We start from the raw sequence: 12,382 nt of genomic DNA on the forward strand, positions 1-12,382 counted from the left end.
GCCTGCCTTGGGTCTGCGGCTTCGCCGCACCACTTTCCATCCCTCAGCCGAAACGCTACGCTAAAAGTGGTATCGCTTTGCGATCCTTTATAGAGCAGGGCTAAGGCCCTGCTATATCTACTTTTTGGGCCGCTTCAAAACTTCCCTCCTTTGATAAACAGCTATGCCTTATGCAGATAGATTTTAACAACACTAAAATCGCTTTCGAGCGGTATTCCAATCGGCGACTACAAAAAATGCGCTGGTTGTTTCGCGGAATGAGCCAAGACTGGCTCGTGGGCTTAGGGAGCCGCTTTGGCCTCAAGGCCCTCAATTGGGGCTTGCCCGTAGAGGGGCTCATCCATAGCACTATTTTCGACCTCTTTTGCGGGGGGCGCAACCTGCCCGAAACCCTCAAGGCGGTCCGAGAACTCAAGGTCTATGGCGTAGAAACGGTCCTCGATTATGGGGCCGAGGCCAAAGATACAGAAGCCGACTTTGATAAAACCCTAGACGAGTTTCTAAAAACACTTGCCTTTGCCGAAGAGCAAGAAAGCCTAGAAATCATTAGCGCCAAAGTAACGGGTTTGGCCCAGCATGCCCTACTCGAAAAAATTACTGCTGCAGATATTCTTTCTGAGACAGAACTAGCCGCCTGGGATCGGGCCAAAGAACGCTTGCGGGTCCTTTGCCAAACGGCCCTAGAGAAAAAAATGGCCCTCTTCATTGATGCAGAAGAAAGCTGGATCCAAGGCGCTATCGACCAGCTGACCGATGAAATGATGGCCGAATTTAATACAGAACGAGTGGTGGTTTATAATACCTTCCAGCTCTACCGACACGACCGCCTGCAGTTTCTTAAAGATTCTTATGAAAAGGCCTTAGAAGGTGGTTATTTGTTGGGGGCCAAAATGGTCCGTGGTGCTTATATGGAAAAAGAACGGGAACGCGCCCAAAAAATGGGCTATCCCTCTCCTATCCAACCCAATAAGGAGGCCACCGACCGAGATTATAATCTGGCCGTTCTCTTTTGTGTAGAACATTATGAACGCATTGCTTCTTGTGTGGCTACACATAATCAGTTTAGTACAGCCTATCAGGTGGAGTTGATGGAGCAAGAAGAATTGCCCAAACGCCACCCCCACCTCAGCTTTTGCCAGCTCTATGGCATGAGTGACCAACTGACCTTCAATTTGGCCAAAGCGGGTTATCGGGTGTCTAAGTATATGCCTTTTGGTCCTATCAAAGATGTGATTCCCTACCTGATTCGCCGCGCCCAAGAAAACTCTTCGGTCAATGGCGAAATGAGCCGAGAGCTACAACTGATTGAACAGGAATTAAAACGCCGAAAAACAGAAGGCTACTAGCCTAAATGAAAAAGAGGGAGCGCTTTGCGCTCCCTCTTTTTTTGGCCCAAATGGCCCATATTTAGCGGTTCTACAGGGCCGAGCATACCTGCGAGCCACGACAGAGCCCGACCCGACCAAAGGGAGGGGCAGCCCCAAAACATCATCCTAAACCTGTCCGTACTTCCGCTTTAATTCAAAACTTTGGCCCAAATAAAGCTCCCGCACTTTGGGGTCATTGGCCAATTCATGCGCACCTCCTTCCTTAAAAATATTGCCATCTACCATGATATAGGCCCGGTCAATAATCGAGAGGGTTTCGCCCACATTATGGTCCGTAATCAAAATGCCAATATTCTTTTGTTTGAGCCGCCAAACGATGGTCTGAATATCCTCCACCGCAATGGGGTCGATGCCCGCAAAAGGCTCATCTAACAAGATAAATTTGGGATTAACGGCTAGGGCACGGGCAATTTCCGTACGGCGGCGCTCCCCCCCCGAAAGGGTATCTCCGTTGCTTTTTCGGACCTTATGCAAAGAGAATTCATCCAGTAATTCTTCCAGTTTATGGGCCTGCTCTTTTTTGGTCAATTTGGTCATTTCTAGGACCGCCTTGATATTATCCTCCACCGTCAATTTGCGAAAAATAGAGGCTTCTTGAGGCAGGTAGCCCACGCCTTTGCGGGCCCGTTTATACATGGGGAGATCCGTAATTTCTTCCTCATCCAGATAGACCTTTCCGCTTTTGGGCTGCACAAAGCCCACCGTCATATAAAAAGTAGTGGTTTTGCCGGCCCCATTTGGGCCCAAAAGGCCTACAATATCGCCCTGAGAGACTTCTAAAGACACCCCTTTGACCACCATGCGGTTGCCATATTGCTTAATTAGGTTTTCGGCTCTTAACTTCATAATAGATCTTAGAGATTAGTCATCAGGAGAAGGTCAATATCCATATACTTGATATTAAAACGCTCGCTCATATATTGGTTGGTCAGGCTGCCTTTATACATATAAACGCCATTTCGGAAGCCCGCATCGCTGCGCAAAAGGGCCTCAATGCCCATGGTGCTACCTGCTTCGGCAAATAAGGGGACCAAAATATTGCTAATGGCCGCCGAGCTAGTTTTGGGATAGCGCGAAACGATATTGGGCACACAATAATGCAGCACATCATGCTTAATAAAGCTGGGTTGCTCATGCGTACTCAGGCGAGAGGTGGCAAAACAGCCGCCTTGATCAATACTCACATCAATAATTACGGAGCCGGGCTTCATTTGCTCCACCGTATCTTCGCCCACAATACAGGGCGTACGGCCCGTTTCCGAGTGGATGGCTCCAAGGACCACATCAGCGGAGCGGATTTCGGCATACATTTCTGGCGAGCTAAAGGTGCCCGTATATAAACGATGGCCCAAATTACTTTGGAGGCGCATCAATTTGCGGATATTATTATCAAATAGGCGGACCTCGGCCCCATAGCCCAGGGCCACTCTTGTGGCCACTTCAGCCACTACGCCAGCGCCCAAAATGACCACCTTGGCCGGAGGAACCCCAGCAATTCCGCCCAACAAAACGCCTCGGCCATCTTCATTATGAGAAAGCAAATCGGCGGCAGTTTGCATAGCAGAAACCCCGGCAATTTCCGACATCATGCGCACAAAAGGAAAGCTTCCCGAGCTGTCCTTCATGTACTCCATGGCCATAGCGGTAATGCGTTTTTGCTTGAGGCGATAGATATATTCTTCGGTCAAGGCAGGCAAATGAATGGGCGAAATAATAATCTGCCCAGGATGGCCCAGATCAATCTCCTCCAAAGAGGGGGGCGCAACCTTAAGAATCACTTGCGACTTAAAGAGCTGCTCTCTATCGGCCAAAATTTCGGCCCCAGCTTCAGAGTAATCATAATCGGAGAAATTAGACTTTTCTCCGGCCCCAGTTTCTAGGCGAATACGGTGGCCCATTTGGACCAAAGTCCGCACAGCCGAGGGCGTCAAAGCAATCCGATTTTCAGAAAACTTCAGTTCCTTGGGAATCCCAATGGTCACTTTTCCTTGGGGATGTTCTACGGCTAGGCGCTCGGCCAAGGGCGTAAGAATATGCTCACTCAACTCCTTGGGGATGCTAATTTTGGATTTTTGCATGCTGCTATTGTTTCCTTGAACAAGTTTTGGGTCTTGTCTCAAAATACGCACTTTTTAGCAAAGGCCCTTTTTTTTTCCCTTTTTTCACAATTTGGGGCTGCCCCGCCCTTCGGCCGGGTCGGGCCATTGCGCAGCTCGCAGCTCTGCTCGGCCCTGCGCGGGCTATGCCCGCTGGGTCTGCCGCCTTTGGCGGCCCTGCTACAGCCCCTCAGCCGAGGCGCTGCGCGCCTTTGCGGCGGCTCCGCCGCCTGTCCACCGCAATGGACCAACTAGGGCAGCTCTTCGGGGGAAATTTGGCCTCTTGGCCCCAATTCGATCAGTTCCAAATCGCTTAATTGGCCTGCTTCAATCTTGAAGCGCATCAGGGTTTTTTCTTTATGCCAGCCGTGGCGGCCCGCTGCTCCTGGATTAAGATGTAATAAATTGAGTTGGCGGTCGGGCATGGCCTTGACAATATGCGAATGGCCCGTAATAAATAAATCGGCTTGGCTGGCTTGCAGGGCGGCTTTTACGCCCTTGGAATAGCGGCCAGGGTAGCCCCCAATATGAATCATGTAGACCCGCAAGCCTTCTATTTCAAAATCTTGGACCAAAGGATAGCGGCGGCGCAAAGCGGCGCCATCAATATTGCCATAAACGGCCCGAAAGGGCTTAAATTCTTCTAGGGCATCGGCCAAATCGGTGTGGCCAATATCGCCAGCATGCCAGATCTCGTCGCAGTCGGCAAAGTAATCAAAGACAGCGGGTTCTAGATGCGAATGCGTATCGGAAATGAGGCCTATGCGTTTCATGCTTTTCTATTAAAGATGGTCAAAAGCCAAAGCTAGGAGAAAAATAGCGGATTTTCCCTGCTATTGGTCCAAATTGATGGAGCGGGCGCGAAGCCGCCAAAATAATCATCGCCAAGCGATGGCGCCTGGCCTTGGGGCTTTCCCCAAGGCATCGGCTGAGGGATGGGCAGCAGTGGCCGAAGGCCAGACCAAGCTGGCGAAGCCAGCGCAGGGCCGAGCGAAGAGCGAGCTGCGAGACAGCCCGACCCGCCTGCAAGGCGGGGCAGCCCCAAAAAAATAAACCAAAAAAGAAAATGCTTGTTGAGAAAAAGAAAAAATGGATCAAATCAGCATAGATCGGATTATTGAGATGGCTTGGGAAGATCGCACGCCCTTTGAGGCCATTGAATTTCAGTTTGGATTGACAGAAAAGGAAGTCATTGCCTTGATGCGGAAAGAGATGAAAGCCAGTAGTTTTCGGCGTTGGCGCAAGCGGGTGCAGGGGCGCAAAAGCAAGCATCAGAAATTGGCGCCAGCGGGTATGCAGCGTTTTAGATGTAGCCGACAAAAGAGTATTTCCTTTAATCGGAAGAGTTAAAACCAGTTTCGGCGGCGCATAAAATAGATCAAAAAGGCGGTAATAATCAGCATTAAGCCAAGTAAGGCGGGATAGCCCCAGGGCCATTTTGTTTCGGGCATATGGTCAAAATTCATCCCATAAATGCCGGCTAAAAAAGTGAGTGGAATAAAGAGGGCCGAGATGATGGTCAGGGTTTTCATGATCTGATTCATGTCATTGCTCAGCTGTGCGTTATGCAAATCCATCAGGTCCTTGAGCATTTCGCGTAAATTATCGAAGGCTGAAAGTTGATATTGGAGATGGTCTTGGATATCGTTGAGATAAGTAAAGCTCGACTTATGAAAAAAGCTGGTCCCTTCCGATTTGATGCGATTGAGCAGCTCTCTTAGGGGCCAAATCAGGCTACGGATGCGGTTCAGTTGTTTTTTGAGGCGCATAATTTCCTGAATCACGCCTTTATTATCAATAGCTTGATCGAGCAGGCGGATTTCCAGCTCTACAATTTCTTGTCGGATATCTTCTAGGCAAAAGCCGTAATGGTCCACCACCACATCAATCAGGCGGGTAAACAGATAATCTAGGCGGCGTTTTCTGAGGAAGCCCTTATTATTAAAAATGCGATCTCGGATATCTTCGAACACATCGCCGGGTCGTTCTTGAAAAGAGAGCAGAGCCTCTTTTTTCAAGACAAAAGAGAGGTGTTCCACCTCTAACTTTTTTGCTTCATTTAGGCTCAGCATCTTGAGGCTCAGAAAGAGGTAATCCTCAAAGGCCTCAATTTTGGGTAGATCTTCGGTGGCGCAAATATCCTCTTGCGTCAGGTGGTGCAATTTGAAAAACTGGGCCAATTGGCCCAGATCTTTATCTTGGGGAACGTTAATATTCAGCCACTTTTGGGCTTCGGTAAATTCAGGCAGACTGCCTTCTAATTCGGCAATTCGGAGTTCTTTTCGGTCGGCTTGGCCGGCATTATAGGCAATCAGGTCGAGCATATGATTTACTTTAGGGTACGGGCCAATTTTTTGGCTTGCTTAGGCTTTCTAAATTGGCTGTAGATCGGATCTTCCTTTAGCTTCCAAGTTTCCTGATAGAGAAAATCGAGCATTTGGTCGGCCTTACCTTGGGCCTTGATGGTCTCGTAGGCAATGGGGTCGCCGATACTAATGCCAATATGTCGGCCCATTTTATTTCGGACCTCATGCAGCAGTAGGCTAAGGCGAAGATTTTGGTTAATTTGGCTAGCGAGTTGAAACAGCCGGCTATTTTGGCCATGAAAGAAGAGCGGGACAACCGTAGCCTTAGATCGTTGGACCAATTTAAGCACAAAGCGCTTCCATTCCAAGTCTTCGGCTTGGCCAAAGGGTTTTTTGGCGGTGGCTACGCCTCCGGAGGGAAAGATGGCAATGGCTTGGCCTTGGGCCAGTCGTTCCAGCGTTTCTTTTCGGGTATTGATAATGGTCTGCAGGGCCTCTTTAGTCTCTCGAAAATCGATGGGCAAAAAATAGGGCTCAAACATTTCTTCTCGGCAGAGCACTTCATTGACTAGAATCCCAAATTCGGGTCGAATTTTGGAGGCGATTAGGCCTAGCAACAGGCCGTCAATCACGCCAAAGGGGTGGTTGGCCACAATCACCAATGGCCCTTCTTGGGGAATTTTTTCCAATTGAGCCTGATCAAAATGCGGATACACCTCCAATTTGTCTAAGGCAATTTGCCAAATAGACTGAGGGCTTAGCTCCATCTGTTTCATTTCGGTATACAGCTTTTCAATCCGAGGGCGGCCCGTTAGGCGCTCGATGCCTCGAATCAGCAGCTGTTTCATTTTGGGGTCGGTTTCATGGGCATAGCTCAATCTAGACTTGGCCATATCCCGATTAAAATCTGGAGATTCCATAACTTTATTTTTGGTCCATTTCTTCTAACCCAAACGGCTATAAAAATAATTCCCTTTACCGCAATCAACGCTTAAATTATGTACCGCAAACTATTCCTGCTTCTATTTTTGGGGCTTTCTTCTGGGGCGATTATGGCCCAATCAAAGAAAAAAGTCAAGCAGCTCAGCCAGCAGCTAGAGCAAACGAAAAAAAATTGGGTGGCTCCTTATTACAATCAGGCTGAAGAGCCGCCTTTACCCATGGAAAGCTGGGTGCCAGAATACGGCATTCGGGGCAAGTATGCTTATAATGGCATCCAATTGAGCATTCCGTTTTTAGAGGCGCTTTTGGGCGAAAAGCTCTTTTTATCGGGCCCGCATGAGGGCAATATAATGGATTGGGACAATGATGATTTTGGGCATTACAATCCTAAGTTTCTCAAAAAGCTCAAGCAATATCTCAAGAAGTTGAGTAAGCAGAAGGATTTTGTGAGTAGTTATCAGCCTTTTTATGAGGCCAATTTACAGCAATTGGCCCGCAGTTATTACCGAGCCGAGCAACATTTGAAGCGGCAACCCGAGCTCATCACAGCAGGACAAAAACTAGATGCCGAGGAGCGACAAGAATTTTTCAGAGATTATTCGGACCAAGAAGAGGCGGCCGGTTATATTTGGTATGAGGCCAATACTTGCGCCAATTTCTGGCTACGTCGACATACAGACGGCAGCGCCGATGAATTTTCTGATTTGTTGGACCTCTTACTCTCTACTTTTGATGCTTCTTTTTTGAAGAATAATTAGTTTTTTTGGGGCTGCCCCGCCTAAAGGCGGGTCGCTATGCTGCGGGGCTCGCAGGTCTGCTCGGCCCTGCGCCGCCTTTGGCGGCTTGGTCTGGCCCTTCGGGCCACCCGCTCCGCAGCGCTCAGCCATGGGCCAGGGCAGGGCTTCACTTTTTCAATATAGACTAGCAAGATGCACTATCTATGGATTTTTCTGGGGGGTGGTTTGGGCAGTATGGCCCGCTTTGCCCTCAATCAATATTTACCGCCAGCTCAGGGCTGGCCTTGGGGAACCCTAGCGGCTAATTTGGCCGCTTGTTTTTTGTTGGGCCTCTTTGGGGCTTACTTTGAGCAAAAAGGCGGACCGATGGCCTATAAGTTACTTTTGGCTACGGGCTTTTGTGGGGGCTTTAGTACCTTTTCGACCTTTGGGCAGGAGTTATTTCAGTTATTACGGACCCAAGCCCATGCTATGGCCTTAGGCTATTTATTGGCTAGTGTAATTCTAGGCATTTTGGCCATGGCTTTGGGCTATTATAGTTTGGCTAAAGGGTTTTAAATTCCAGTAGCATTTCAGTATGTGGAATATCGTCTTCTAGGTATTCTTTGCCTGTAGATTGGAAGCCTAGGCTGGCATAAAAATGGACCAAATGGCTTTGGGCCGAAATCCGAATAGCTGTTTGGGGATATAATTTTTGACAGGCAGAAATAGCGGCTTGCATCAGGGCGGGCCCTTGGCCTTTTCCACGAATTTTGGCGCTGCTAATCACTCGGCCAATCGAGGTATCTTCGGGATACGAGCTGCCCGCAGGTAAAATGCGGGCATAGGCTTGCAGTTCGCCTTGGGCATCTAGGCCAAGAAGATGATGCCCCAATTGGTCCTTGCCATCTAGATCGAGATAGGGACAATTTTGTTCTACCACAAAAACGGCTTGGCGCAATTGGGCCAGAGCATAAAACTCTTGCAGGCTTAGCTCCGAGAAGGCTTTCAGTTCAAAACTCAGCATATTAGGGTGCTTGAATGTAGGCCAAACACTTAGTTTCAAAAAACTCTTCCTCAAAAAACTCCTTCATCGGAAAAATCTCCCCATAATAATCGGGGCCGAGGCTATTGAGTTCTTCTTGCATATTGGTTAGTCCTTTATAGGCCCAAATGCCGTTCGGAAAAGAGTGATTGCCTTTAGCCTTAACCAATTTGCGGGTCCAAGCCGCCAGTTTGGGCGCTTTGGCCACGGCTCTAGTCACTACAAAATCGAAGCGTTGCTTCAATTTTTCGACACGGCCAGCTTCTGCTTTTACGTTTTTGAGGCCAAGGGCTTGGCTCACTTCAGTCACCACCTTAATCTTTTTGGCAATAGAATCCACCAACATAAAATTGGTTTCTGGATAGAGGATAGCCAAGGGAATACCTGGAAATCCACCACCGCAACCAAGGTCCAATACCTGCGCCCCAGCTTTTAGGGGCATCACCTTATCGAGGGCCAAGCTATGCAAAACATGATGAATATAAAGATTGTCGATATCCTTTCTGGAAATGACATTGATTTGGGCGTTCCACTCTCTATACAAAGCGTCTAATTGGGCAAATTGCTCCAGTTGTTGAGCGCTAAGATTTGGGAAATAATGTTGTATGCGTTCCATGATTCTTAATAAAAATAAACTGCTTCAAAACGGGCCTGAGGGGCCATTCTTGCCTTTTGCAGACTGAGTTTGTCTCCAGAAATACTATAATTATCTACGCTGCCAAGGACCTTGAGAAACTCTTGCTCCTTGCCCAAGTTGGGGCAGGCCATTTTGGTACTCATCAGGCCTGTAAACTGAATGCGTTTTTGATCTTCTTGCAATTTATAGTTGCCCGAAACGCTGTTGCAGCCGCCATGCGCTTGGAGTTGGCCATTGGCTTTTAGGATAAAGTGCATTTCTCTGCGAGCGCCCTCGGTAGTCTTTATAGCTTGGCCATTCAGCTCCACCAATTTCCAATATTTATTTAGCGGACTTTCTTCTGGGCGTTTGAGCAAATAGCGTTCGGCTAGTTCTCCTTCAATCGGCTTCCCTTTTAGGTCCAATTGGCGCAAAGCACCTTCTTCTACTTTATATTGGTTAGGTTTTTCTTTGCCTTCTAGGGTAATTTGCTGGCCTTTTTTCCCCCACTTCAGTTTTCCATTTTCGGTATAAATCGAGTCTGAACGATCTTGATAGCGATAGCGGAGGGTATAGCTCCCATCTTCTTTTAATTCCAAGTCTGTCTGAATGCCTGGACAATCCGCAGAGGGCAAATTCCCTTGGTATCGGCCGGCCCAATCGAGGGTGTTTCGGCTATTATCGGCTATATCTTTTTGGTTTTTGCAGGCGGTCAGGCTCAGGCAGAATAACAATAATGGGAGGTAGTACTTCATCGGTCTATTTTTTTTGCTAAGATAGCTAAAGTTTTTCGAGTCGTTTTCCCAAATCGCTTCAAAATCAGAAATGTACTATTTCTGCTGCTGTTATTTTGGGGCTGCCCCGCCCTGCGGGCGGGTCGGGCTGTATCGCAGCTCGCAGGTCTGCTCGGCCCTGCAGGCTTTTTCGCTTCGCTGCAAAAGCCTTGGGTCTGCCGCCTGCGGCGGCCCTGCTTTCCATCCCTCAGCCGTCCTCGCTTCGCTCCTCTTTGGCGGCAAGCCGCCAGCCCCTGCGGGGCAAAAACTCTCTTTAGGGCAAAAAAAAAGCCCGTACATTGCTGTACAGGCTTTATAGATTAGGTTGGCGGTGACCTACTCTCCCACTTTCGTAGTACCATCGGCGCTGAGGGGCTTAACTGCTCTGTTCGGAATGGGAAAAGGTGTCTCCCCCTCGCTATGACCACCATTAAATCTTTGTCTATCCCTCTGGATAAACTCTATATCGTTATGACATAAGGAAAGTAATAGAACTTTAAAAGTGCGTTGATTATCGATCTTTCTTTTAAAAAAGAAAGAAAAAGGAAGCTTTCGAGAAATTAGTACTACTTGGCTCCCTAACACATCACTGTGCTTCCACCTATAGCCTATCTACCTGGTCATCTTCCAGGTCTCTTCAACGAATACTCATCTTAAGGTTGGCTTCGCGCTTAGATGCTTTCAGCGCTTATCCTTTCCAGATATAGCTACCCAGCATGCACCTGGCGGCACAACTGGTACACTAGAGATCTGTTCAACTCGGTCCTCTCGTACTAGAGTCAAATCCTTTCAATATTCGAGCGCCCACAACAGATAGAGACCGAACTGTCTTGCGACGTTCTGAACCCAGCTCGCGTGCCACTTTAATGGGCGAACAGCCCAACCCTTGGGACCTTCTCCAGCCCCAGGATGTGACGAGCCGACATCGAGGTGCCAAACCTCCCCGTCGATATGAGCTCTTGGGGGAGATCAGCCTGTTATCCCCGGAGTACCTTTTATCCTTTGAGCGACGGCCCTTCCATGCAGAACCGCCGGATCACTTAACCCGACTTTCGTCCCTGTTCGACTTGTCTGTCTCACAGTCAAGCTCCCTTGTACTTATACGCTCTTCGCATGATTACCAACCATGCTGAGGGAACCTTTGGGAGCCTCCGTTACCTTTTAGGAGGCGACCACCCCAGTCAAACTACCCGCCTAACAATGTCCCCCATCGGGTTAGTCTCTAAGCAATTAAAGGGTGGTATTTCAAGGACGACTCCACCAACACTAGCGCATCAGCTTCATAGTCTCCCACCTATCCTACACATCAATTACTCAAAGACAATGTTAAGTTGTAGTAAAGGTTCACGGGGTCTTTTCGTCCCGTTGTGGGTAATCGGCATCTTCACCGATACTTCAATTTCACCGAGCTCACGGCCGAGACAGTGCCCAGATCGTTACACCATTCGTGCAGGTCGGAACTTACCCGACAAGGAATTTCGCTACCTTAGGACCGTTATAGTTACGGCCGCCGTTTACCGGGGCTTCAGTCAAGAGCTTCGCTTACGCTAACCCCCTTCCTTAACCTTCCGGCACCGGGCAGGTGTCAGACCCTATACTTCTCCTTTCGGATTCGCAGAGTCCTGTGTTTTTGCTAAACAGTCGCCTGGGCCTTTTCACTGCGGCTCTGATTACTCAGAGCGACGCTTCTCCCGAAGTTACGCGTCCAATTTGCCTAGTTCCTTAGCCGTGAATCACTCGAGCGCCTGAGGATACTCTCCTCGACCACCTGTGTCGGTTTGCGGTACGGTTTGTATATTAGTTAATGCTTAGCGGCTTTTCTTGGAAGCTGACTAACATCTTAGCTCTTCTCTCTAATGAGATCCAAGTACTATCGTGCTTCAAATAGACAGCGTACTTCACTACTGCCCTCTCTTCACACTTTAGCCCACTATTCCGTCAGTGAGCAGATGACCGTCAACTCCGTCCCCGCTTCGCCCAATATACAAGTATCAGAATATTAACTGATTTTCCATCGGATTCGCCTCTCGGCTACTCCTTAGGGTCCGACTAACCCGACTCTGTCTAACATAGAATCGGAAACCTGGGTCTTACGGCGAATAGGTCTTGCACCTATTTTATCGTTACTCATGCCTACATTTGCTTTTCTAGTCGCTCCAGCATACCTCACAGTACACCTTCAGCGCAACTACAATGCTCCCCTACCACTCTTTCGAATCCATAGCTTCGGTAAAACGTTTTATGCCCGAGTATTTTCCGCGCAGAATCACTCGACTAGTGAGCTGTTACGCACTCTTTAAATGAATGGCTGCTTCCAAGCCAACATCCTAGCTGTCATAGCAATTCCACCTCGTTCAGTCAACTTAACGTTTATTTTGGGACCTTAGCTGATGGTCTGGGTTGTTCCCCTCTCGGCTGGTGACCTTAGCACCCCCAGCCTCACTGCTCGGTAACATGTCTAAGCATTCGGAGTTCATCAGGGGTTGGTAGGATTTGACTC

12 protein-coding genes and 2 rRNA genes (1 of these 14 running past the window's edge) are annotated in these 12,382 nt (G+C 48.6%); 4 read left to right on the top strand and 10 right to left on the bottom strand.

Annotated features, from left to right (window positions below; all coding sequences use genetic code 11):
- The first annotated feature begins 170 nt into the window (after positions 1 to 170).
- Positions 171 to 1,346 carry a proline dehydrogenase family protein gene (locus tag SGRA_RS08755; protein WP_041329584.1) on the top strand — a complete coding sequence of 392 codons (1,176 nt, stop codon included), beginning with the start codon at positions 171 to 173 and terminating at the stop codon, positions 1,344 to 1,346.
- Positions 1,347 to 1,493: 147 nt separating this feature from the next.
- On the opposite strand, the gene lptB is transcribed toward SGRA_RS08755, so the two are convergent.
- The 3 genes from lptB to SGRA_RS08775 form a co-directional block, all read right to left on the bottom strand.
- A complete protein-coding gene (gene lptB / locus SGRA_RS08760; RefSeq protein ID WP_015692292.1) occupies positions 1,494 to 2,234 on the bottom strand; it encodes an LPS export ABC transporter ATP-binding protein in 741 nt (246 codons plus the stop codon).
- An 8-nt stretch (positions 2,235 to 2,242) separates the two neighbouring features.
- On the bottom strand, positions 2,243 to 3,466 hold the full coding sequence (locus SGRA_RS08765) for an alanine dehydrogenase (RefSeq protein WP_015692293.1): 1,224 nt from the start codon (positions 3,464 to 3,466) through the stop codon (positions 2,243 to 2,245).
- Positions 3,467 to 3,735: 269 nt separating this feature from the next.
- Positions 3,736 to 4,257 (bottom strand): metallophosphoesterase family protein, encoded by a 522-nt coding sequence (locus SGRA_RS08775; protein WP_015692295.1) that lies wholly within the window; start codon positions 4,255 to 4,257, stop codon positions 3,736 to 3,738.
- 316 nt (positions 4,258 to 4,573) lie between these two features.
- Between SGRA_RS08775 and SGRA_RS08785 the strand changes: the two genes are divergently transcribed.
- Positions 4,574 to 4,834: a TIGR03643 family protein gene (locus SGRA_RS08785; RefSeq protein ID WP_015692297.1), complete on the top strand. Its 261-nt coding sequence runs from the start codon at positions 4,574 to 4,576 to the stop codon at positions 4,832 to 4,834.
- Here the strand turns inward: SGRA_RS08785 and corA are convergent.
- Together corA and SGRA_RS08795 are read right to left on the bottom strand one after the other, a co-directional pair.
- Entirely contained in the window at positions 4,831 to 5,808 is a 978-nt protein-coding gene (corA, locus tag SGRA_RS08790) for a magnesium/cobalt transporter CorA (RefSeq protein ID WP_015692298.1), read from the bottom strand. The two genes, SGRA_RS08785 and corA, sit on opposite strands and share 4 nt — an antisense overlap.
- A gap of 5 nt (positions 5,809 to 5,813) precedes the next feature.
- The gene (locus tag SGRA_RS08795) at positions 5,814 to 6,710 is read right to left on the bottom strand and encodes a lysophospholipid acyltransferase family protein (RefSeq protein ID WP_015692299.1); all 897 of its coding nucleotides are present in this window, start codon (positions 6,708 to 6,710) and stop codon (positions 5,814 to 5,816) included.
- A gap of 78 nt (positions 6,711 to 6,788) precedes the next feature.
- On the opposite strand from SGRA_RS08795, the gene SGRA_RS08800 reads away from it, so the two are divergent.
- Together SGRA_RS08800 and crcB are read left to right on the top strand one after the other, a co-directional pair.
- Positions 6,789 to 7,490 (top strand): hypothetical protein, encoded by a 702-nt coding sequence (locus tag SGRA_RS08800; protein ID WP_015692300.1) that lies wholly within the window; start codon positions 6,789 to 6,791, stop codon positions 7,488 to 7,490.
- 171 nt (positions 7,491 to 7,661) lie between these two features.
- Complete coding sequence (gene crcB / locus SGRA_RS08805; protein ID WP_015692301.1) at positions 7,662 to 8,027, top strand: fluoride efflux transporter CrcB; 366 nt, start codon at positions 7,662 to 7,664, stop codon at positions 8,025 to 8,027.
- On the opposite strand, the gene SGRA_RS08810 is transcribed toward crcB, so the two are convergent.
- The 5 genes from SGRA_RS08810 to SGRA_RS08835 all read right to left on the bottom strand — a co-directional run.
- The gene (locus tag SGRA_RS08810) at positions 8,014 to 8,475 is read right to left on the bottom strand and encodes a GNAT family N-acetyltransferase (protein ID WP_015692302.1); all 462 of its coding nucleotides are present in this window, start codon (positions 8,473 to 8,475) and stop codon (positions 8,014 to 8,016) included. The genes crcB and SGRA_RS08810 overlap by 14 nt on opposite strands.
- Before the next feature lies 1 nt (position 8,476).
- Positions 8,477 to 9,109: a 16S rRNA (guanine(527)-N(7))-methyltransferase RsmG gene (gene rsmG / locus SGRA_RS08815; RefSeq protein ID WP_015692303.1), complete on the bottom strand. Its 633-nt coding sequence runs from the start codon at positions 9,107 to 9,109 to the stop codon at positions 8,477 to 8,479.
- 5 nt (positions 9,110 to 9,114) lie between these two features.
- On the bottom strand, positions 9,115 to 9,864 hold the full coding sequence (locus SGRA_RS08820) for a copper resistance protein NlpE N-terminal domain-containing protein (protein ID WP_015692304.1): 750 nt from the start codon (positions 9,862 to 9,864) through the stop codon (positions 9,115 to 9,117).
- A 341-nt stretch (positions 9,865 to 10,205) separates the two neighbouring features.
- Positions 10,206 to 10,314, bottom strand: a 5S ribosomal RNA gene (rrf, locus tag SGRA_RS08830).
- A gap of 108 nt (positions 10,315 to 10,422) precedes the next feature.
- Positions 10,423 to 12,382 (bottom strand): 23S ribosomal RNA (locus SGRA_RS08835) (it continues 853 nt past the right edge of the window).

This window comes from Saprospira grandis str. Lewin (genome assembly GCF_000250635.1).
GTDB lineage: Bacteria > Bacteroidota > Bacteroidia > Chitinophagales > Saprospiraceae > Saprospira > Saprospira grandis.

What these genes read in the sequence shown, in the direction of transcription:
- SGRA_RS08795 (WP_015692299.1), bottom strand. Translation starts at nt 6,710, where the DNA reads ATGGAATCTCCAGATTTTAATCGGGATATGGCCAAGTCTAGATTGAGC.
- rsmG (WP_015692303.1), bottom strand. Translation starts at nt 9,109, where the DNA reads ATGGAACGCATACAACATTATTTCCCAAATCTTAGCGCTCAACAACTG.
- SGRA_RS08765 (WP_015692293.1), bottom strand. Translation starts at nt 3,466, where the DNA reads ATGCAAAAATCCAAAATTAGCATCCCCAAGGAGTTGAGTGAGCATATT.
- crcB (WP_015692301.1), top strand. Translation starts at nt 7,662, where the DNA reads ATGCACTATCTATGGATTTTTCTGGGGGGTGGTTTGGGCAGTATGGCC.
- SGRA_RS08800 (WP_015692300.1), top strand. Translation starts at nt 6,789, where the DNA reads ATGTACCGCAAACTATTCCTGCTTCTATTTTTGGGGCTTTCTTCTGGG.
- lptB (WP_015692292.1), bottom strand. Translation starts at nt 2,234, where the DNA reads ATGAAGTTAAGAGCCGAAAACCTAATTAAGCAATATGGCAACCGCATG.
- SGRA_RS08820 (WP_015692304.1), bottom strand. Translation starts at nt 9,864, where the DNA reads ATGAAGTACTACCTCCCATTATTGTTATTCTGCCTGAGCCTGACCGCC.
- SGRA_RS08775 (WP_015692295.1), bottom strand. Translation starts at nt 4,257, where the DNA reads ATGAAACGCATAGGCCTCATTTCCGATACGCATTCGCATCTAGAACCC.
- SGRA_RS08810 (WP_015692302.1), bottom strand. Translation starts at nt 8,475, where the DNA reads ATGCTGAGTTTTGAACTGAAAGCCTTCTCGGAGCTAAGCCTGCAAGAG.
- SGRA_RS08785 (WP_015692297.1), top strand. Translation starts at nt 4,574, where the DNA reads ATGGATCAAATCAGCATAGATCGGATTATTGAGATGGCTTGGGAAGAT.
- corA (WP_015692298.1), bottom strand. Translation starts at nt 5,808, where the DNA reads ATGCTCGACCTGATTGCCTATAATGCCGGCCAAGCCGACCGAAAAGAA.
- SGRA_RS08755 (WP_041329584.1), top strand. Translation starts at nt 171, where the DNA reads ATGCAGATAGATTTTAACAACACTAAAATCGCTTTCGAGCGGTATTCC.